Genomic DNA, 20890 nt, shown 5'->3' on the forward strand with positions numbered 1-20890 from the left:
CGGCCGGCCTGGAGGGGTCGGCGGAGTCCCGACGCCGTGTGGGTAGGACGACGCCGGGTACGCGAGACGCCGCCGAACTCCGGGGCGTCTCGCGTGGAATGCGGCGTCTCGCGCAGACGTGCCCGCTTCGCGGAGACGGGCCCGTGCGCGCCGGCGGCGACACCGTTCGGGTACGACGCCGCCGGCTGCCCGAGACGCCGCCGAACACCGCGGCGTCGTGCGCAGAAGCGCGGCGTCGTGGGCAGACGGGCCCGTCTCACGCAGACGGGCCCGTCTGACGCGGACCGGCCCGTCTCGCGCAGACGCGCCCGTCTCGGACGGGAGGCGCGTGCCGGTCAGGCTCGTGCGGCCAGGCGCGCTCCGGCGAAGACCGCGAGCGCGGCGACCAGCACGACGTACCCGATGAGGACCGGCAGGGTGGGCAGCACGAGCAGCGCCGCACCCACGGCGACGACCGGGACCGTCAGCCCGGCGTACGCGATGAGGAAGGTGGCGGCGAGGACCCCACCACGTTCCTCCGGTCCGACGAGCGCACCGGCGCTGCCGATCGAGGCGCGGAAGAGGAGCCCGACGCCGGCACCCGCGACCACACCGCCGCCGATGAAGCCGGCGACCTGGAGGACCACCGCGGACACCGCCAGGACCGCGAGGCCACCGACGAGCAGGACGACACCCAGGCGGATCTGAGTGCGCTGCGGCAGCTTCGCGAACACGACCTGGGACAGCGCGCTCGCGGCGAAGACACCGAACGTCGTCGCGCCGGCGGCCAGCCGGTCGGTCACGTGGAAGGTGGTGCCGAGGAACGTCGGCGCGACCGAGGTGAAGAGCCCCTGCACGGCGAGGGCGGCGAAGGCTCCGGTGCCGGCGGCCCAGAACGCGGCGCTCTGACCCTCCGGGGCCCGCAGCCGCTGCGGGTGGTACGGCACCGGTTCGGTCGGGCGGTCGACGGTCTCGGGGACGGCGAGGACGACCACGAACGCGATCACGAGGGCGACGACGAACACCACGTACGGCACCATCAGCGGCTGCCCGACGAACTCGGCCAGCGCACCGCCGATCAGGGCTCCGAGCGACAGCCCGCCGAGGTTGACGACCCCCGCGGCGACGCTCGCACCCTTGGCGGAGGACTCGTCACCGGTCGCCCGGACCTTGAGCTCCCCGAGGTGTGCGGTCGCCGTGGCGGTGAGGGTACCGACGCCGAGCCCGGTGACGAGCCGCGCGACGATCAGACCGCTGACGTCGTTCCAGACGAGGAACAGCACGGCGGCCACGAGCTCGAGGGCGATCGAGACGAGGATCAGCGGCCGGCGACCGTGCACGTCGCTGAGGTGTCCGGCGAGCCAGAGGGACCCGACGACGCCGAGGCCGTAGGCGGCGAAGACGATCGTCGTGGTGAAGGTCGGGAAGCCGTCGCGCGCCTGGTAGATGACGTAGAGCGGCGCGGGGACGGTCGCGAAGGCCATCACCGCGGTGAACGCGAAGGCGACGGCCCAGAAGCCGAAGCCGTGGCGCCGACGGGTGTGCGCACGACGGCCGCGAGGGGCCGGAGCGGTGGCCGTCGAGCCGGTCGCCGGGGATTCGATGACGGATGACATGCTCCGATGCTCCCGCGCAGCATCCATCGGGTCAAACGGATCGTCTTGATGCCCGCCATCGATCGGGTCGATGATCGACCGCATGGAGACCCGGCTGCTCGAACAGTTCGTCACCGTCGCCGCCGAGGGCAGCGTCACCCGCGCGGCCGAACGGCTCTGGGCCGCGCAGTCCACCGTGTCGGCCGGGATCGCGAGCCTGGAGCGGACCCTCGGCGTGCGGCTCTTCGAGCGCGGCGGACGTCGGCTCGTCCTGACCGCCACCGGCGAAGACCTGCTCCCCCACGCCCGCGCCGTCCTCGAGTCCCTCGACCGGATGCGCGACCTGGCCGCGGTGTCCGACGCAGAACTGCGCGGACGCGTGCGTCTGGGGATCTTCACCAGCATGGACATCGTCGACCTGACCGGCGTCCTGCGCGGGTTCCGGCAGCGCCACCCGCTGGTCGCCGTCGAGCTGATGACCTCGCCGAGCGGCACCACGGGACTGGTGCAGGACCTCGTCGCGGGACGGCTCGACCTGGCGTACACGGGGCTGCCGACGATCCCGTCCGGCGTGGTCGTCGAGCCGCTCCGCGAGATGCCGTTCCGGGTGTTCGTGGCCGCCGACCACCCGCTCGCCGGTCGGATGTCGGTGTCGCTCGCCGAACTCGCCGACGAGTCCTTCGTCGACACCGCGCACGGGTTCGGCAACCGGATGATCCTGGACGGCGTGCTCGACCGACTCGGGATCCGGCGTCGGGTGGTCGCGGAGATGAACGACATGCCCGCCGTGGTGCGGTTCGCGTCGGCGGGCATCGGCGTGGGGGTCGTGCCGGACTCCGGCGTCCGCCACGACGGGGCCGTGCTGGAACTCGAGGACGCGGTCGAACCACTGCGGATCGGGCTGGCGATGCGGAGCGACCCGGAGCCGAACCGGGCGACGCAGGCGCTGGCCCGGGCGATCGTGGCCGCGCGGCGCTGAGGTGTCGCGTTGCTGAGGTGCGACGCGGCGGTCAGCCGCGCAGCAGCGGGGCGATGCTCTCGACGGACCGGCGGGCGGCGGCCGTGGTGGACAGGAAGCCGACCAGGACGATCGCCGCCCCGATGCCGACGACGATCCACCACATCGGGTGCGTGGCGACCGCGAACCCGGAGCCCACGGTGGCCACCGCGCTCGCTCCGGTGACGGTGCCGGCCAGGGCGACGCCGAGCGACACCCCGGTCTGCCGGCTGGTCGAGGCGACGGCGGCTGCGGACCCGGACTGCGCGCGCGGCATCCCCGACACGGCGGTGTTCGTGATCGGCGCGTTCACCATGCCGAACCCGAAGCCGAACAGCACGAACGCGGCGACGAGCACCCACATCGGGGTCGACGCCTGCACGGTCGTGAGGACCGCCCCGGCTCCGGCGATCCCGATGCCGGCGAGGACGAGCGGCACCCGGGTGCCCACGGTGCCGATCAGCCGGCCGGAGATCGGCGACACGAGCATCGTCATCACCGCGGACGGCAGGGTCCAGAGGCCGGCCTGGAACGGGGTCATGCCCCGGACCTCCTGCAGGTAGAGCGCGATGAGGAAGAGGAACGCCCCGTTCGCGCCGAACGCCACGAGTGCGGTGCCCACGGCGGACGAGAACGGGATGCTCCGGAAGAACCGCAGGTCGATGAGGGGCTCGGCGGTGCGCCCCTCGACGACCACGAGGGCCACGAGCGCGGCCGCCGCCAGGACGAACAGTGCGAGGGCACCCGGCGACACCCACCCCAGACGTGGTCCCTCGATCAGGCCGCCGACCAGGCTCGCCAGCAACACGATCACGATGCCCTGCCCGAGCGGGTCGAGCTTCCGCGGCTTCGGCGAGCGGGACTCCGGCACGAACAGGAACGTCAGGACCACCGCGGCGATGCCGATCGGCACGTTGATCAGGAAGATCGCCCGCCATCCGACGGTGTCCGTCAGCGCACCGCCGACGAGCGGCCCGACGCCCAGCGAGACACCGACGACGGCACCCCAGACGCCGACCGCCCGGGCCCGCTCCCGGGCGTCGTCGAAGGTCGCCGTGATGATGCTCATCGCGACCGGGTTCATCATCGACCCGCCGACGGCCTGGACCATGCGGAAGACGACGAGCCACCCGACGCTCGGCGCGAGGGAGCACAGCAGCGAACCTGCCGTGAACAGCGCCAGTCCGACCTGGAAGGTGGTGCGTCGACCGATGCGGTCCGCCGTGGAACCGGACAGCAGCAGGAGACTGGCGAGGACGAGCGTGTAGGCGTCGATGGTCCACTGCAGGCCGGAGATGGTGCTGTGGAGTTCACGGCCGATCGACGGCAGTGCGACGTTCACCACGGTGGAGTCCATCGAGACGATGAACAGGCTCATGCAGCAGACCGCGAGGATCACGTACCGGTGCCGGTAGCGAGCCGGGAGGCCCGGGTCACCCTGCTCGGGTCGGTGCGGCCCCGACGTGGCTCGTCGGGTCGCGGACTCAGTGGAAGCCGTCGTCGTCTCCTCGTCCGGGGGTCTCGTGGCCGCCGAGCATGTCGTTGTCGTCCTGGTCGGTGGTCGAGGTCAGCTGGAGCATGGCCATCACCACGACGACGACCACGAAGCTCACCCCGAGGAAGACCAGCGAGAGCGTGAGTTCACGCGTCGACATCAGCACGACGAGCCCGACGACGACCGCGATCACCGCGGAGATCCCGAGGAGCTCGGCCGGACGCATTCGGTCGCGGCGGGTGGAGGTGCTCATGCGTGTGGTGCTCCGTCCGGGGTGGCCGCCGGGGCAGCCGTTCCCCACTTGTGCGAGAGGCCGGCGATCAGGTGGAAGACCGCCGCGATGGCGAGGTAGGCGCCGAGGAGCCCGACCAGGACGATCGGCGCGTCGAGGGTGCCGGTCACCTTCTCCACCCCGCCGAGCTGCTGCGAGTAGTCCGGCGGTGTCAGGAGGAACGCGATCGCGAGCAGCAGCGTGAGGCCGCCGATCGTCGTCCAGTCACGGGCGAACGGCGAGCGCCGACGGGCCCGCACACCCTGTGACAGTTCGAGTGCGCCGGTCAGGAGGGCGAACGCCACGACGAGGGTGATGAACGCCGGCAGTCCGAGTCCGGTGCAGGCGAGCGCGGCGATGCCGGCGACGATCGAGAGTGCCGCCTGCACCAGGCCGGAGCGCCGCGAACGGTCGTCACCGGGGAGCCGTGCGGCACTGCCCCAGGCGAGGACCGCGCCGTCGACGAGGGCGAAGACCCCGAACAGCACCAGGCCGAAGCCGGCGGAGTGGTTCGGGGAGAACGTGATCACCATCGCGATCACGGCGGCGGGGACGGCCCGGAGGACCGGGACCGGCCAGTACCGTGCTCGCTGCTCGGCGTCGTCCACGGAGTGGGACACGGGACCTCTCTCGGGCTGTCGGTTCGTACGGTCGATCCTACCGCCGTCGATGTGGGCACCCGTCCGGGAGCGGGCTCGCGGGCGGCGCGCGGGCGGGGTGGGCACGCCGCCCACCCCGCCCGTGCGGCTACCCTCGTCCGGTCGGTCCGCCCAGCTCGGCGAACAGGCCCGCTCCGACCGAGCGGTCCGCCGTGGCGTCGTCCATCGCGGTCCCCGGGCTCTGGGGCGCGGGGTCCGCTCCGGCGCGGGACCGACGACGGTGCAGCCACACGGTCGTCCCGGCACCGGCGAGCAGGAGGGCGACGAGGCCCGTGAGCGCGAGGCCCTGCGCGCCGGTGTAGGCGAGCGCCCCCGTCCGTGGCGGCGCGGTGTCGACGGGTCCGCCGTCGCCGGACCCGGCTCCCCCGGTGCCCGGACCACCCGGGCCCGCGCCCACCGGCACCGCGCTGGCGCTCGGTGTCGGCGTCGGACTCGGTGTCGCCGTCGGATTCGGTGTCGCCGTCGAGCCAGGCCCGTCCGGGTCACCAGGGTCACCAGGGTCACCAGGGTCACCAGGGTCACCAGGGTCGATCGTCTTGATCGGGACCTCCGGCGACTGCTCACCGCCGTCCGGATCGGTGGGCGAGGTCGCCGTCGCGACGTTCACCACGTCCGACCCGTCGCCCGCGTACCCCGGGTCGAGCCGTGCCCGAAACTGGAACGCGTGCTCCTGCCCGGGCTCCAGGTCCCCGCCGCCGCTGCAGGTCACCCGCTGCCCCGCCGCCGAGCAGGCACCGCCCGAGTCGCCCGAGTCACCCGAGCCGCCCGAGCCGCCCGGTCCGCTCGAGTCGACGAAGGCCAGCTGTGCCGGCAGGTCGTCGACCGCCCCGACGTCACGGGCCGTGGACGGGCCGGCGTTCCGCGCGGTGACGGTGTACTCGACCTCGTCGCCCGGCGAGACCCGGTCCGGGCTGACGCTCTTGCCGGTCGACACCTGGGCGATCGCGGTCACGGGCGCCGCGGCCCGAGAGGTGTTGTCCGCCGGGTTCGTGTCGGACAGCCCCGGGGCGGCGTCGATCCGCGCGGCGCTCTCGATCTGACCGGAGGCGCCGGGGTCGAGCAGCCCCTCGATCGTGAACGTGGCCGCCGCTCCGCGCTCGAGGGCGACCGCGGTGGCGACGTCCCCGGTGCCGGAGGCTTCGCGACAGGACGACGGACCCGGCACACTGCAGGTCCACCGGACGTCCCGCAGCTGGTCGGGGACGTCGACGGTGACGGCGCTGGGATCGGACGCGTTGCCGCCGACGTTCGACGCGGTCACCGTGTAGCGGACACGGTCCCCGGCGACGACGGGTGGCATGTCGTGCTCGATGCGGAGGTCCGCGGGTGCCGCCACCCGGAGGGCGTCGACCTCGTGGACACTCCGGAACGAGCCGGTGCCCCCGGTGAAGCCCAGGCGGAGCGTCGCCGGCAGCGGTGCCTGTCCCGGGCCTGCCAGCTGCACGTGGTCGAGCACGGTCCGGAGCTCGCCGCCGGCAGCGGACAGCTGGACGGTGACGGTCAGGCCGTCGTCCTCGGGCTGCAGGACCACGTGGACCTTCCGCGTGGTCCGGGTGCCGGTCGCGACGCCGCCGGCGATCTCGGCGTGCTGGACGAACCGGTACCCGGTCAGCCCGTTGCCGGAGCCGCGCACGGTGACGGTCTCCGGAGTCCGTCCGGGGCCGCTGTCGTTGAACGGCAACGAGAAGTTGCCGTACTGGTCGAGAGCGATGGCGGCGAAGGCCCCGGGCAGGCCGGGCAGCGTGCAGGTGGACTGCCCCTGCGACACCTCGTCGCGGCACGAGTACCCGAGGGCCGAGCCGAAGGCCCCGACGCCGGGCGGCACCGAACCGTCCGCCAGGGACAGCAGCAGGCCGTCGGCCCCCTGCTCGTCCGGCGTGTACATCGCGTAGTCGAACTCGATGTCGAGCCCGCGGTCGGACGGGAACGAGTCGTCCATCGCCCAGGCGCCCGCGGCCCGGAAGACGGCGTCCGTCAGGCGGAGGCGTCCGTCGACGATGCGGGCGTCACCGCTGAGGGTCCCGCCTGCGGCGGTCGCGAACCCGGTCGAGAACGGGAAGGCGAGGTCGTCCGCGGCCGCCGGTGCCTCGGCGCCGAGCGGGCTCGCCGCGGCCAGGGCGACGAGGACCGCGGTGGCGGCACCCCATCGCGGGAGCCGCCGCCGCCTGCCGGGAGGGGCACCCCGGGTGGCGACGGCGGGTGGTCGGGGGCGCTTCGTGTCGTGTGTCATGCCACGATCGTCGCGATCGAGGCGCCCGCACGAGCGGACCGGAGGCCGACCTGTGGAGCGATGCCCCGGGCCTCCCGACTGTGCAGGGAAGCCCGGGGCACCGACGGCCCGACCGGCGGAACCGGGGCAGGACTGGATCGGCTACGCCACCCAGACCGTCGTGTACCCGGGCAGCTCGCCGTCCGTCAGCGGGGCCGACGTCACGACGACCGCGCCCTCGGGCATCGGCACCGGCTCAGGGCCGAAGTTCGTGTACGACCGCCACCCGTCGTGCCGCGCGAACGCGACGACCTGGGGCGACGCCGTCTCGATCCACTCGAGCTCCTCGCCCTGCTGCAGACGGCTGCGGGCGGACAGCGCCTCGCGGTAGAACGACAGCGTCGAGCCGGGCACGCGGTCCTCGGCCTCGACGCTCGACGCGCCGAAGTCCGACGGCTGCGGCAGGTGCGGTGCGGCCTCGCCGAAGCCGAACGAGGGCCCGGTCTCGGTCCACGGGATCGGCACACGGCAGCCGTCCCGGCCCTTGACCGTGTGCCCGGTGCGGAGCCACTTCGGGTCCTGCAGCTGGTCGTGCGGGATGGCGGGCGCCTCGTGCAGGCCGAGTTCCTCGCCCTGGTAGACGTACGACGAGCCCGGCAGCGCGAGGACGAGCAGGGTCGCCGCCCGCGCGCGTCGGAGACCGCCCTCCCGGTCGAGCGGCGGGGTCTCCCCGTCGGACATCAGCCACTCGTCGGTGTCGGTGCCGTCGGGCAGTCCGTACCGGGTGGCGTGCCGGACGACGTCGTGGTTGGACAGCACCCAGGTGCTCGAGCCGCCGGACGTCGCCGCACCCTCGAGGTTCTGCGCGATGAGCGTGCGGAACTCGGTCGCGTCGAACGGTGCCTCGAGCAGGTCGAAGTTGAAGGCCTGTCCGAGCTCGGTCGGCCGGGCGTACAACACCCGGCGGGGCGCGGGTGCCCAGGCCTCGGCGATCGCGGCACGGGGCGGCGTGTAGCTGTTCAGCACCTTCCGCCAGGCGGCGAAGATCTCGTGCACCTCGTCGCGGTCGTACAGCGGGTCCGAGCCGTCGAGCGGCAGGTCCTGCTCGTTCGACGGGCGGTACGGCTCCGACAGGTCCTTCGCGAGCCCGTGTGCGACGTCCACCCGGAACCCGTCGACGCCGCGGTCGGACCAGAAGCGCAGGGTCTGTTCGAAGTCCTGGTGGACCTCCGGGTTCGTCCAGTCCAGGTCGGGCTGCTCCGGCGCGAACAGGTGCAGGTACCACTGGCCGTCCGGCACGCGGGTCCAGGCGCTGCCGCCGAAGTTGGAGACCCAGTCGCTCGGCGGCTGCTCGCCGTCCGGTCCGGCGCCCTCGCGGAACACGTAGCGGGCCCGTTCCGGCGAGCCGGGAGCGGCGGCGAGCGCGGCGCGGAACCACGCGTGCTGGTCCGAGGTGTGGTTCGGCACCAGGTCGACGACGACACGCAAGTCGTGCTCGTGGGCCGCGTGGATGAGTTCGTCGATCCGGTCGAGCGAGCCGAGCTTGGGGTCGACGTCGCGGTAGTCGGCGACGTCGTACCCACCGTCGGCGAGGGGCGAGGGGTAGAACGGCGACAGCCAGATCGCGTCGACGCCGAGCTCCGCCAGGTACGGCACCCGGCTGGTGACACCGGCGATGTCGCCGATGCCGTCCGCGTCGGAGTCCGCGAAGCTGCGCGGGTAGACCTGGTAGACGACGGCCTGCCGCCACCAGTTCGGGTCGGGAGTGCGGGGCGTGTCGCTCGGCGTGCGTCTCGGGGTCACGTCGCCGACACTACCGACGGCGGCTCCGCACGGCGGGAGGCCCGTGACACGCCCGCCTCGTCGGCGGGGAATCCGACGCCCGAACCATTGGTTGTCGCTGAAACCATCACTGTCAGGAAGGAACGCCATGACCCAGATCGTCGCGCTCGTGGGAAGCCTCCGCGCCGGATCCATCAACCGCCAGCTCACCGAGGCAGCCGCCCAGCACGCTCCGGAGGGCATCGAGCTCTCGGTCTTCGACGGCATCGTCGACCTGCCCTTCTACAACGAGGACATCGACGGCGACACCCCGCCCGAGGCCGCGGTCGCGTTCCGCCGGGCCATCGCCGACGCCGACGGCGTCCTGCTCGTCACGCCTGAGTACAACGGCACGATGCCGGCCGTGCTGAAGAACGCGCTCGACTGGGCCTCGCGTCCGTTCGGTGCCTCGCCGATCTCCGGCAAGCCGCTCGCCGTCATCGGTTCGGCCTTCGGGCAGTACGGCGGGGTCTGGGCACACGACGACGCCCGCAAGGCCGCCGGCATCGCGGGCGCGAAGGTCCTGGAGGACGTCAAGGTCGCGATCCCGCAGTCCGTCGTCCGCTTCGCCGAGACGCACCCGCGTGAGGACGAAGAGGTCGTCGGCCTCGTCCGCGGCGCCCTGACCGCGCTGGCCGACGCAGCCGCCGAGCCGGTCGCCGCGTAGACACACCCCGTCGCGGCGCGCCCCTGAGTCGCGTCGCACCCCCGGATTCGCGTCGGGCCCGAACCGACACGACCCGGCCGGTGACGGACGGGAGGCTCCCCACCAGCGGGTGGGCAGCCTCCCGTCCGTCGCGTCCCCGGGACCGCACTCCGTCCGGACCACTCGACAGCCTGGTCACCTGACGGCTTATCATCATCCGATGACGACGCAGGAGATCACGGAGCCGTCCGGCTACTGGTTCCCGGACGACGACGCCACCCAGCGCGGTGTCGCCGTGCTGAACGCCCTGCGTCGCTACCGGGCCTCCGAGACGGCGATGCGCCGCCGCACCCGCGACTCGATGGGCATGGGCGAGACCGACCTGCTCGCCGTCCGTCACCTGCTGCAGGCCCAGCGCGCGGGCCGTTCGGTCAGCCCGAAGGACCTGTCCGCGTACCTCAAGATCTCGTCCGCGTCGACGACGATCCTGGTCGACCGCCTGGTCAAGAGCGGGCACGTCCGTCGTGAGCCGCACCCCACCGACCGACGCGGGCTCATCATCGTGCCGACCGTCGAGACCGACGCCGAGGTCCGGGCCACGCTCGGCATCATGCACCGCCGCATGATGCAGATCGCCGAGGGCCTGTCCGCGACCGACGCCCGGGTGGTCGCGATGTTCCTTGAGGAGATGCGCGTCGCCGTCGACCAGGTCGACCCGCCCGTCGTCGCACACTGACGACGGTCCACATCGACGCCCGACCACTGCCGGGGGACGGTTCCTCGACACCCACTGGGAAGACCCCGCCGCGGAGCGCGTAGACCGGAGTGGTCAGTCCAGCGAAGGGTCGGGCCCGTGACGGGCCGGTCCCGCGAAGAAGGAGTCGTCACATGCACGCATCGGACAAGCTCGCCGCCAACATGCAGAAGGTCCTCGTCGACCTCATCGACCTGCACCTGCAGGGCAAGCAGGCCCACTGGAACATCCTCGGCACCAACTTCCGTGACCTCCACCTGCAGCTCGACGAGATCGTCGACGCCGCCCGTGAGTTCGCCGACGACACCGCGGAGCGCATGCGTGCGCTGTACGCCGTGCCGGACGGCCGCTCGGCCACGGTCTCCGCGACCAGCCACCTCGACGCGTTCCCCGAGGGCGAGGTCGCCACGCACGACGCGATCGACCTGGTGACCCTCCGCCTGTACCAGGCCACCGGCACCATGCGTGACGTGCACGACGAGGTCGACGAGGAAGACCCGACGACCGCCGACCTGCTGCACGGCTTCATCGAGCGCCTCGAGCAGCTCGCCTGGATGGTCTCCGCCGAGAACCGCACGCCGCGCACGCCGCTCGCCGCCGCGACCAGCCCGGCGACCGCCGAAGCGTCCGCGCACTCCTGAGCCGCGGGTCGCACGTGGACCTCGGGATCCAGGGCAAGACCGCACTCGTCTTCGGTGGTGACTCCGGCATCGGCTGGAACACGGCACGCATCCTCCTGGCGGAGGGTGCGACAGTGGTCGTCACCGACCTCGACCAGAGTCGGCTCGACACCAGCGCCGACCAGCTCGAAGCGCCGGTCGGCAGACTGCACGCGTTCGCCGCGGACGTCCGCAGCGCCGAGAGCCTCGCCGCGCTGCACGAGAAGGTGCGGGACGCCGTCGGCGAGATCGACATCCTGGTGCAGTCCTCCGGCGTCACCGGCGCCCAGGGCATGTTCCACGAGATCGACGAGGCCGGCTGGCAGGAGACGCTCGACGTCGACCTGATGGGGCCGGTCCGGATCACCCGCGAGTTCATCGCGGACCTCCGGAACGGCGGCTGGGGTCGGATCGTCTACCTGGTGTCCGAGGACGCCTCGCAGCCGTACGACGACGAGCTGCCCTACTGCGCCGCCAAGGCCGGGGTGCTCTCGTTCGCCAAGGGCCTGTCGCGCTCGTACGCGGAGGAGGGGCTGCTCGTGAACACGGTCTCCCCCGCGTTCATCCACACCCCGATGACCGACGCCATGATGGACAAGCGGTCGAAGCAGCTCGGCACCTCGTTCGACGAGGCGATCTCGAGCTTCCTCGACGAGCAGCGTCCGTACATGGAACTCAAGCGTCGCGGTGAGCCGGAAGAGGTCGCGAACGTCGTCGCGTTCCTGTGCTCCGAGCTCGCCAGCTTCGTGAACGGCTCGAACTACCGCGTCGACTCCGGCTCGGTCGCCACCATCTGACGGAGGAACCATGACCGACCACCGCTACCTCATCGTCGGCGGCGGGATGGTCGCCGACTCCGCTGCCCGCGGCATCCGCGAGCTCGACCCCGACGGCTCGATCGGGATCATCAGCGAGGACGTCGACCGCCCCTACGCCCGCCCGGCACTGTCCAAGAAGCTCTGGACCGACCCGGACTTCAGCTGGGACGACAAGGTCGACCTGCACACCGAGGAGACCGGGGCGACCTTCGTCCTGGGCACCCGGGTCGCGTCGATCGACCGGGGCGCGAAGACCGTCACGACCGACGGCGGCACCGTCGTCGGCTACGAGCGGCTGCTCCTGGCGACCGGCGGCCACCCGCGTGACCTGCCCGGGCTCGCGCCGTCCGACCGCGTGCTCAGCTACCGCAGCGCCGCCGACTACCGCACGCTCCGCCGGCACGCCGACGCGAACGCCCACGTGGTCGTCGTCGGCGGCAGCTACATCGGCACCGAGGTCGCGGCCGGGCTCGTCCAGAACGGTGCCCGCGTCACGCTCGTCACCCCGGACGACGTGCTCGGTGGCCACATGTTCCCGGCCGGCCTCGCCGCCGCCTTCCAACAGCGCTTCGTCGACGCCGGCGTGGAGGTCCGCACCGGCCGCCGCGTCGAGTCCGGCGAGGAGACCGCGGACGGCGTCACGCTCACGCTCGACGACGGTTCCACGATCACGGCGGACGCCGCCGTGGCGGGCCTCGGCATCGAGCCCGCGACGCAGCTCGCCGAGGACGCCGGCCTGGCGGTCGACGACGGCATCACGGTGTCGTCGACGCTCGTCACCGACGATCCCGCCGTCTTCGCCGCCGGCGACGTCGCGTCCTACCCGGACCGCCTGCTCGGCACCCGCCGCGTCGAGCACGTCGACAACGCCCAGCAGCAGGGCCGGCAGGCGGGCCGCAACCTGGCCGGCGCCGGCGAGACGTACGACCACACGCCGATGTTCTACTCGAACGTCTTCGAACTCGGGTACGAGGCCGTCGGCGTCGTGTCCTCGTCGCTCCGCACCGTCGAGGACTGGGCCGAGCCGAACGTCACCGGTGTCGTCTACCACCTGGGCGACGACGACCTGGTCGCCGGTGTGCTGCTCTGGAACGTCTCCGGCAAGACCGACGAGGCCCGGAAGGTGCTGGCGGAGGCGCACGCGCTGACGCCGGACGCGCTGCCCGGCCTCATCAGCGCTGACTGATCGCCCTCAGCCGGTCGACCACGCTCAGCCGGTCGACCAGGCTCAGTCGTCCGGTCAGGGTCGTCCGCCGGATCCGGCGGTGACCGACTGGAGGCCCGTGCCCGGTTCTGCGGAACCGGTCACGGGCCTCCAGTCCGTCCGCCCGACGGCCGTGGTCAGAAGGGACGTCGGTCCCCGCCGCGCTCCGGCGCGACAGTGTCGACGACCTCGTCGCGCTCGTCCGGGTCGACCGGGATGCCGTCGTGGTCGGCCATCGCGACCGCGTGCGCGGACTTGGCGGCCTCGAGCTGCTCGTCGTCGCCCTTCGCCATGCCGAACACCTCCGTGAACCGCGACTTCACGACCAGCCAGCGGTCGGTCGCGCCGAGGCGGTCGAGGTCCGTCGCGGTGGAGTCGTCCCGGACCCGCTGCAACGACGAGACCCCGCGGTCGGGCAACCGACCGTCGACGTGGGCGACGGCGAGCTGCGCCACCGCGTCGGCCTGGGCGTGCATGACCGAGTGTGCGCCGTCGACGACCTCGCGGAGCACGCCGTAGGGCAGGGCGCGGGCGAGCTGCCGGACCCACGAGCGCGGCACGAGTGCGTCGTGCTCGCCGCGGACGACCAGGGTGTGCGCCCGGACGTCGGCGACGCGGTCCTCGATCGGGTAGGCGATCATCTTCGGCAGGACCTTGCGGAACCAGTGCCACCCGCAGAGCGCGTACGCGGTGACCGCGTGCCAGCGGACCGCGGCGGGTTCGTGCACGGCGGACCGGAGGAAGCGGAGCGCGGCCTTCGGGATCGACCGCGCGGCCGGGTCGAGGACCGGGCTGATGAGCACCAGGTCAGAGATGTCCGGGCGGCGGGCTGCGACCTCGACGACGACCTGCGTCCCCATCGAGTGGCCGATGAGCACCGGGTCGTGCAGGCGGAGGTCGTCGATGACCTTCTCGACGGCGTCGGCGTACCGCTCGATGGACACGCCGCCGCGGAACCGCGGGACCCCCGCGAAACCGGGCAGGTCGAGCGCGTGCACCGGGCCGTTCTCGTTGAGGTGCGGGGCCAGCCGCTCGTAGTACGTCGACGCGATGCCGAGCCCCGCGACCAGGACGAACGCGCGCTCACCGGGCTCGCCGATCGAGCTGACGCGCACGTAGGTGTGGTCGACGGCGATGCGGTCGACGCGGACCTCGACGTCGGCGTCCTCAGCCTGGGCGAGTTCGCCGGCCGGGTCGGGGGCGCCGGTCGGGACGGGGTGACCCGGGTGGTGTTCGTCGTTCATGGGCGCTCCTCGCGGTGGCTGGCGGTCGCCCAGGCTACCGCGGGCGTCCTCCGCTCCGGCCGCGGCGCGCGTCGCCAGCCCGGCAGGACCCTCAGCCGGCGAAGGGGAACGCCGGGCGTCCGTGCACGCGGGTCGGCACCGCGAACACCGAGCCGGAGTGCGGGGAGCGTGCCAGCTGGTCCTCGGTCAGGTCCTCCCGCGCGGTCCCGACGAGCAGCAGGGACATGTCCGTCCCGCCGAACGCCACCGAGGTCACGTTCGGCGCCGGGATCTCCACCGTCTCGAGGTGCGCTCCGTCCGGGCCGTACCGGTCGACCTTGCTCTCGCCGTAGATCGCGCCCCAGAAGCAGCCCTCGTCGTCGCGGACGAGTCCGTCGTGTGCGGCACCGTCGATGAACGGCTCGAGGTCGCCGAGCAGACCGTCGGGTCCGTAGGAGGCCCGGTAGACCGTGTTCGTGTCGGTGTCCGTCACGTACATCTCGGAGCCGTCGTCGTTCCACTCCATGCCGTTGGTCGTGCCGAACCCGCTCCGCAGCACCGCGACCGACCCGTCCGCCGAGAAGGCGTAGAGCGCGCCGGCCGGCGGCCCGTCGGTCGGGTCCATGCTGCCGACCAGGAACCGGCCGAACGGGTCGCACTTGCCCTCGTTGAAGCGCATCTCGTCGTTGGCGTGCGTGACACCGGCCAGTTCGCGTTCGACGTGTCCGTCGGCATCGGTCAGCACGACGGTGTCGTCCTGGGCGGCGATGAAGCCACCTCCGGCACGCGGCTGGAACGACGGCAGGGGCGGATCGAGCTGCGTGGTCTGCAGCACCCGACCGTCGGCGTCCGCGGTGGTCAGCGTGCCGTTCGGGATGTCGACCCAGCGGCCGAGTCCCTGCGCCGGGTCCCAGACGATGCTCTCCGCCAGGGTCGCCCGGACGTCGCTGAACACCCGGGCGGGGCCGGAGGTCGCGCTCGCCGGCACGGTCTCAGGCCCCCTGCTCGACGTTCCGGCGGAGCACCAGGAACCGCGAGCCGTACGCGTCGATGCGGAGCGGGAAGCTGCACAGGTCGTCGACGGTGCCGAGCTCGCTGTGGTCCGTGGCGTCGACGACCGTCGCCCCGTGCGGCAGCGACTCGGACCGGATGGTGCCGTCGAGCGGGGTGTCGGTCATGTTGAGCACGGTGATCTGCACGACCGGCTCGCCCGTCTCGTCGGTCGACTCGAGTTCGTGCACCATCACGAGCATCCCGCGGTGGGCGACCTCGGGGACGTCGACCTGTCGGGCCGAGGCGATGCCGTACTCGGTCCGCACCCGCAGCAGTTCGCCCAGGCGGGACGCGAACGAGTCGGGCGACTCGAGCTGTTCCGGCAGCGGACCGTAGAGCGAGCGGGCCCGGGGCATGCCCGAGGCCGAACGCTCGGTGTCCGGCGCGACGCCGAGCAGGTCGTGCGCGCCGCGCTCGATCCACCGGGTGTCGCCCTCGGCGATGAGGTCCGCCACGGTCTCCTGCGGCACCGTCAGTGATCCGAGCAGGTCCCAGCCGGACATCGCGAAGACGCCGGGCTGCCAGGCGTTGAACGCGGCGAGCAGCAGGTGGGCGTCGCGGATCTGCGGCACGTGCTCGTCGGTGACGGCATCGAGGGTGGTGTGCCCCTGCGTCGCGGCGATGAGCGAAGCCGTGGTGCACGCGATGCCGTTCGTCGTGAACACCAGGTTGTAGTCCGCCGCGTCGCCGGTCAGCGCCGCGGTGAGGTCGGCCCGGATGCGTTCGGCGAGCGCCCCGCCCCGGGTTTCCTCGCCGTGGAACGTGTAGAGGTCGTCCTGGTGCAGGGTCGCCCAGTGCACGAGCTCGTAGGTGAGCTCGTCGTGGTTCTGCATGCCGTGCACCAGGCTGACCGGCTCGACCCCGAGTTCGAGCGAGGTGCGGAGCGTCAGGCGCAGGAACTCGGTGTCCCCGGTGGCCAGGGCGTGGTGGTACGCGGGGCGGTTGATGAAGTCGTACGACAGGTCGGCGCCGACGGCCCCGGTGTCGCGGATGTCCTCGATCGTCAGGTTCAGCTCCTGGAAGGTGAAGCCGCCGACCTTCCGGACCATCCCGGCGATGACGTGGTTCGCCGCGTGTGAGAGCGGGTGGCCCTCCGACCAACCGGGTGCGCCCTCCGCGCTCTTCTCGACGCCGAGGAACCCGTTCGCGTCGAGTCGGAGCGCGCTCGTGCCGAGGTCGCCGAGCGAGTGCAGGGCGTCGCCGATCACCAGGCGCATGCCGGCGAAGGTCGGGTCGAGCCAGTTGACCGACGGCTGCCCCTCCTTGAAGTAGTGCAGGTACACCCAGCGCCGGGTGGTGCCGTCGACGCCGACGACCGGCGCGGTGACGCTCCAGTTCGTCTCCTTGACGCCGGGCTGGTGGAAGATCACGCGCTGCAGCTCGCCGATGATGTAGCCGCGTTCGGCCAGGGCGGACTCGGTCGCCGGGTCGAGGTTCACCGAGTCGCGGTGCTCGGGCACGGTGGGCAGCAGGTACCACTCCTCCGGCGGGATCTCGACCATGTGGTAGATCCCGGGGTAGTCCTTGAAGGCCATCTCGGCCAGCCGGAAGTCGGCACCCTTGCCGGTGTGGCCCGGCACGATGTCGTCGATGATGCTGCCGCCGTGTTCCTCGGCGACGTCGGTCATCCGCTGGAAGGTCTCCTCGTCACCGAAGGTCGGGTCGATCTGGGTCCCGATCCGGTCGAAGTGGCCGTCGACGCTCGGGGTCTCCTGCCAGCCGCGGATGCCACCGGCACGCTTGACCGGGCCGGTGTGCACGCCGTTGATGCCGATGCGCTCGAACGCGGACCACAGCTGCGGGTCGGCGAGCGCGGTGAGGAAGGACTCGCCCTCACGGGTGATGAGCGAGATCGGGTACGCGGTGAACCACACGTCGGAGGTCGCCACGGCACGGCGGGCGTCGGGCCGGGCGTAGGGGTTCCGCCACATCGCCGGCGTGCCGGAGAGCTGGCGGCTGAGGACGTCGGCGTCCTTGAGCATTGACTGCCGGACGAGCCACTCGATGTAGGCCGGGTTCTCGCCGTTGGCGGCACGCGGGTCCGAGAACCGGCGCTGCAGGCTGCCGCCGCGCAGGTTCACCCGCGGCCGCAGTCGACGCGGCCGGGCCGGGTAGAGCTGCTCGTCGTAGGTGATGTCGGGGGCCACCGGGGTCGCCTCGTCCTCGTCCACGGCGGCGTCGCCGAGGTCGTCGCCCTGCTCCGGGACACCGCCGACGGGCAGCCGCTCGCCCGTCAGGTACTCGTCAGCGATCCGCTCGTCGGTCCGGGGTGCGTCGTCGTCCATGTCCACGCCCCACACGCTAGTCACGCGTGCCCGGGGAGGGTGCCGGGTGCGGACTCAGACGGCGTGTTCGGGCCCGACGGCCGTGCCGTCATGGGTCACCGGTGCCACGTGCGCGCCCTGCCCGGTGCGGAGGATCGGCACCGAGTCGCTCGTGGTGCGCAGTGACTCCTGGCGGAGTTCGAGCTGGGTGACGGCGAGTGCGGCGAGGTCGCGGAGGTTCGCCATGTCCGCCTCGTCGGCCGTCCGGGGTCGGGAGTCGAGCACGGCGAGCGTGCCGACGGCGACGCCGTCGTGGCGGACCAGCGGGACACTGACGTAGAACCGGATGCCGAGCGGTCCGGTGACGAGCGGGCTGTTCCGCATCTCCGGGTGCGTGGACCCGTCCGGGATCACGACCGGCACCGGCACCGGCGCGAAGCCGTTCCGGAAGCTGATGCTCCGCGCGGACTTGTCGACACCGTCGGCGACGTACGACTGGGACCACTCGCGGTCCTCGTCCAGCACCTCGATGAGGGCGATCGGGGCGTCGAACAGGCGCGCGGCCATCTTGGTGGTCCGCTGCAGCGCCTCCTCGGGCAGCACGTCCAGGGTCGCTGGGCGCGACGCGTCGGTCCGGGGCTCGCCCGGTGTCGGCCTGGAGGCGCCCCCACCGGTGACGGGACCGGCTGCGGTCGACGACGTGGCCGAGCCGGCGGTGTCGGCCCCGGGTCCGTGCGCGACGCCGGCCGACGTCGGGTCGGCGGGAGGAGCCTCCGCGGTGTCGGTGATCACGACGTGGCGGAGGAGCGCGACCAGGTCGGCACCCACCGGGCGCTCGCGCGGGTCCTGCGCCGTCATCGCGGCGAGGGCGTGCTTCCAGTGCTCCGGCAGCGGCTCGGGGACGACCGGGTCGCGGGACAGCCGGGCGAGCGCCGACTCGACGAGCGACCCGGGGAACTCACGCCGCCGGGTGAAGCACTGCAGCAGCACCAGGCCGAGCGAGTAGACGTCGCTCGCCGGACCGACCTCCGCGCCGCGGGCCTGTTCCGGGCTGAGGTAGGCGGCCGTGCCGGTCGTGACGCCGTCCGCGGTGAGCCGTTCGACGCCGGCGGCCAGGGCGATGCCGAAGTCGGTGAGTCGTGCGCGTGCCCGGTCGGAGCCGTTGCCGTAGTCGACCAGCAGGATGTTCGACGGCTTGATGTCCCGGTGCACGACGCCCTGCGCGTGGATGTAGTCGAGCGCCTCGGCCATGTCGTAGCCGATCTCGGCGATGTGCCGCGATGCGAGGGGGCCGAGCGCCAGGCGCTCCTCGAGGTCCTGGCCGTGCACGAGCGCCATCACGATGAAGCGCTGCAGCGACCCGTGCTGGTCCTCGACCACCCCGGCGTCGAGCAGGCTGACGAGGTTGTGGTGGTCGAGCGCTGCCAGGACGCCCTGCTCGGCCTCCTGGCGGGCGATGTCGACGATGCCCGGGTGGAAGAGCTTCACGGCGACGGGTCGGTCCAGGCTCTCGTCCCAGGCGTGGTGCACGACGGACATGCCGCCTCGGCCGATGACCTGCTCGAGCCGGTACCGGCCGGCCAGCAGTCCGGCGTGCTCCCGGGGTGCGTCCGTCGGGGCCATGCTTCCTCGTCTTCGGTGGGGGCGTCACGCGTGGCGTGACGACTCATCGGGCGTGTCGCCGACGCGACGATGCATCTTCGCATCGCCGGGGCGGCACGGGCCGCCACCATCCCCTCTGCGCGATCGGGACCGCGCGTGGTGACCGGATGCCGTTCGTTCAGATCCGGGCGTACCGGGCCCGGACGAAGCTGTAGAGCCCGAAGGCCGCGAAGCCGAGTCCGACCACGACGAGCACGACGGAACCGCCCGGCATCGACCGGAGCGCGTCGAACGCCCCGTCGAGCCCGGTCGCCTGGTCCGGGTCGCTGCGGATGCCGGCGACGGCGATGAGGACGCCGACGATGACCACGGCGATCCCCTTCGCGACGTAGCCGAGCGTGGCGAGCACGGCCACGGTCCGGCGCACGGACTCCGGCTGCGGCCGGAGGTGCTTCTTCCACGAGCCGCGCACGCCGATCACGACGAGGCCGACCCCGATGGCGACCGCCACCGCGCCGACGAGCACCAGCAGGACGACGCCGCCGGGCGTGGCCAGGGCGGTCGCCGCAGCGCTGCGGCTCGAACCGGTGGAGCTCTTGCCGGCGCCGAGCGCGTAGCTGGCCGACGAGTAGGCGATGGCGCCGTAGACGACCGCCTTGCCGGCGTTCTTCGCCCGGGCGAGCCAGGCACGGGCGTCGTCGGTCCGTCCGCCGACGACGACCTCGACGACCAGGCGGACGGTCAGTGCGGCGGTGCCGATCGCGACGACCCAGAGCAGGAACACGCCGCCGGGGACGGACGCGATCTGCGCGAGCGCACCGGACTGGTCGGTGTCGCCGGACTGCGAGCCCTGCGCACCGCTGCCGGCCGCGGCGTTGCCGATGCCGAGCAGGACGGCGAGGTAGCCGATGAGCAGGTGCACGACGCCCGTCCCGACGAAGCCCGCGCGGGCCGTGGTCTCGAACCAGCGGCTGTCGGCGACACGGCGCGCCTGTCGTCCGGTCTCTCGGGCTGCGTCCTGTGCTGTGTCGGTCACGGCTCCGAGCTTGCCCGCTCCTGGCCGTCCTGTCCGAGCACCTGCTGTGATATCACACGCGGAATGTGTTCAGAGGGATGGCGGACGCTTACGGGACCGCAGCGACACCGGCCGGTGTCGACCACCCTCTCTCAGGAGCACCATGCAGAAGCGCACCACCCTGGCGGCCGCCGCCGGTCTCGTCCTCGCCCTCGGCGCCCCGCTCGTCGCCTCGATCCCGGCGAACGCCGCGACCGTGTCCGCCCCGTCGTCCGTGTCCGCCGCGCAGACCCAGACCCTCTTCACGCCCTTCGTCCGGACCGTCGACGGTGCCTGGGCCGAGTCCACCAACGACGACGAGGGCGCTGACGCCGACCTCTTCACCGTCGACGGGCACGGAGCCTCGCACACCGCCGAGGTCCTCGTCCCCGGCGCCGGCGGCCTCGTGCACGCCGAGCAGCGCATCGGCGGCGAGTGGCGCGAGGTGGCCACGTTCATCGTCGCCGGACAGGGTGCTCGCGGCCAGCTGCAGGTGACCGTCCCGCAGGACGACGGGTACGGCGAGTACCGCCTCTTCGCCACGGACGACCAGGGAAACCGCTCGGGGTCCCGCACGTTCGACGTCG

General features: G+C 72.6%; 18 protein-coding genes. 7 read left to right on the forward strand and 11 right to left on the reverse strand.

Translation table 11 applies throughout. The features are described from left to right. Window positions 1-335: 335 nt before the first annotated feature. A complete protein-coding gene (locus QL987_RS14430) occupies window positions 336-1595 on the reverse strand; it encodes an MFS transporter (RefSeq protein WP_290158293.1) in 1260 nt (419 codons plus the stop codon). A gap of 70 nt (window positions 1596-1665) precedes the next feature. On the opposite strand from QL987_RS14430, the gene QL987_RS14435 reads away from it, so the two are divergent. Continuing rightward, a complete protein-coding gene (locus QL987_RS14435) occupies window positions 1666-2553 on the forward strand; it encodes a LysR family transcriptional regulator (protein ID WP_290158295.1) in 888 nt (295 codons plus the stop codon). A gap of 31 nt (window positions 2554-2584) precedes the next feature. Here QL987_RS14435 and QL987_RS14440 read toward each other — a convergent pair whose 3' ends face one another. The 5 genes from QL987_RS14440 to QL987_RS14460 all read right to left on the reverse strand — a co-directional run bounded on the left by QL987_RS14440 (window position 2585) and on the right by QL987_RS14460 (window position 9008). Next, window positions 2585-3970: a DHA2 family efflux MFS transporter permease subunit gene (locus tag QL987_RS14440; RefSeq protein ID WP_258376786.1), complete on the reverse strand. Its 1386-nt coding sequence runs from the start codon at window positions 3968-3970 to the stop codon at window positions 2585-2587. Between the two features lie 85 nt (window positions 3971-4055). Beyond that, complete coding sequence (locus QL987_RS14445; RefSeq protein ID WP_111076063.1) at window positions 4056-4319, reverse strand: hypothetical protein; 264 nt, start codon at window positions 4317-4319, stop codon at window positions 4056-4058. After that, window positions 4316-4957 carry a DUF308 domain-containing protein gene (locus tag QL987_RS14450; protein ID WP_258376783.1) on the reverse strand — a complete coding sequence of 214 codons (642 nt, stop codon included), beginning with the start codon at window positions 4955-4957 and terminating at the stop codon, window positions 4316-4318. Before QL987_RS14450 ends, QL987_RS14445 begins: the two co-directional genes overlap by 4 nt. A gap of 127 nt (window positions 4958-5084) precedes the next feature. Continuing rightward, on the reverse strand, window positions 5085-7226 hold the full coding sequence (locus QL987_RS14455) for a hypothetical protein (protein ID WP_290158296.1): 2142 nt from the start codon (window positions 7224-7226) through the stop codon (window positions 5085-5087). Window positions 7227-7367: 141 nt separating this feature from the next. Next, window positions 7368-9008, reverse strand: coding sequence for a glycoside hydrolase family 13 protein (locus QL987_RS14460; protein WP_290158297.1), 1641 nt, complete (start codon window positions 9006-9008; stop codon window positions 7368-7370). A gap of 127 nt (window positions 9009-9135) precedes the next feature. On the opposite strand from QL987_RS14460, the gene QL987_RS14465 reads away from it, so the two are divergent. The 5 genes from QL987_RS14465 (at window position 9136) to QL987_RS14485 (ending at window position 13089) form a co-directional block, all read left to right on the forward strand. Beyond that, complete coding sequence (locus tag QL987_RS14465; RefSeq protein WP_111076067.1) at window positions 9136-9693, forward strand: NAD(P)H-dependent oxidoreductase; 558 nt, start codon at window positions 9136-9138, stop codon at window positions 9691-9693. 199 nt (window positions 9694-9892) lie between these two features. Continuing rightward, entirely contained in the window at window positions 9893-10408 is a 516-nt protein-coding gene (locus QL987_RS14470; RefSeq protein WP_290158298.1) for a MarR family transcriptional regulator, read from the forward strand. 152 nt (window positions 10409-10560) lie between these two features. Further along, window positions 10561-11067 (forward strand): DNA starvation/stationary phase protection protein, encoded by a 507-nt coding sequence (locus QL987_RS14475; RefSeq protein ID WP_111076069.1) that lies wholly within the window; start codon window positions 10561-10563, stop codon window positions 11065-11067. Window positions 11068-11081: 14 nt separating this feature from the next. Beyond that, window positions 11082-11882, forward strand: a complete 801-nt coding sequence (locus QL987_RS14480; protein WP_290158300.1) for an SDR family oxidoreductase — start codon at window positions 11082-11084, stop codon at window positions 11880-11882. A gap of 10 nt (window positions 11883-11892) precedes the next feature. Beyond that, window positions 11893-13089, forward strand: coding sequence for an FAD/NAD(P)-binding oxidoreductase (locus QL987_RS14485; RefSeq protein ID WP_290158301.1), 1197 nt, complete (start codon window positions 11893-11895; stop codon window positions 13087-13089). A gap of 155 nt (window positions 13090-13244) precedes the next feature. Here the strand turns inward: QL987_RS14485 and QL987_RS14490 are convergent, their stop codons facing one another. The 5 genes from QL987_RS14490 to QL987_RS14510 all read right to left on the reverse strand — a co-directional run bounded on the left by QL987_RS14490 (window position 13245) and on the right by QL987_RS14510 (window position 20285). Then, on the reverse strand, window positions 13245-14351 hold the full coding sequence (locus QL987_RS14490; protein WP_290158303.1) for an alpha/beta fold hydrolase: 1107 nt from the start codon (window positions 14349-14351) through the stop codon (window positions 13245-13247). Window positions 14352-14442: 91 nt separating this feature from the next. Further along, window positions 14443-15318 (reverse strand): SMP-30/gluconolactonase/LRE family protein, encoded by an 876-nt coding sequence (locus tag QL987_RS14495; RefSeq protein ID WP_290158305.1) that lies wholly within the window; start codon window positions 15316-15318, stop codon window positions 14443-14445. A 4-nt stretch (window positions 15319-15322) separates the two neighbouring features. After that, window positions 15323-17668, reverse strand: coding sequence for a maltose alpha-D-glucosyltransferase (treS, locus tag QL987_RS14500; RefSeq protein WP_290158312.1), 2346 nt, complete (start codon window positions 17666-17668; stop codon window positions 15323-15325). A gap of 54 nt (window positions 17669-17722) precedes the next feature. After that, window positions 17723-19270 carry a GAF domain-containing serine/threonine-protein kinase gene (locus QL987_RS14505; RefSeq protein WP_290158308.1) on the reverse strand — a complete coding sequence of 516 codons (1548 nt, stop codon included), beginning with the start codon at window positions 19268-19270 and terminating at the stop codon, window positions 17723-17725. A 157-nt stretch (window positions 19271-19427) separates the two neighbouring features. Further along, window positions 19428-20285, reverse strand: a complete 858-nt coding sequence (locus QL987_RS14510; RefSeq protein WP_290158310.1) for a DUF1206 domain-containing protein — start codon at window positions 20283-20285, stop codon at window positions 19428-19430. Window positions 20286-20427: 142 nt separating this feature from the next. Between QL987_RS14510 and QL987_RS14515 the strand changes: the two genes are divergently transcribed. Further along, window positions 20428-20890 (forward strand): hypothetical protein (locus tag QL987_RS14515; RefSeq protein WP_290158311.1); only part of this gene is annotated, 463 nt, incomplete at its 3' end.

Origin of the sequence: Curtobacterium sp. APC 4022 (assembly GCF_030407555.1) — a bacterium.
Lineage (GTDB): Bacteria > Actinomycetota > Actinomycetes > Actinomycetales > Microbacteriaceae > Curtobacterium.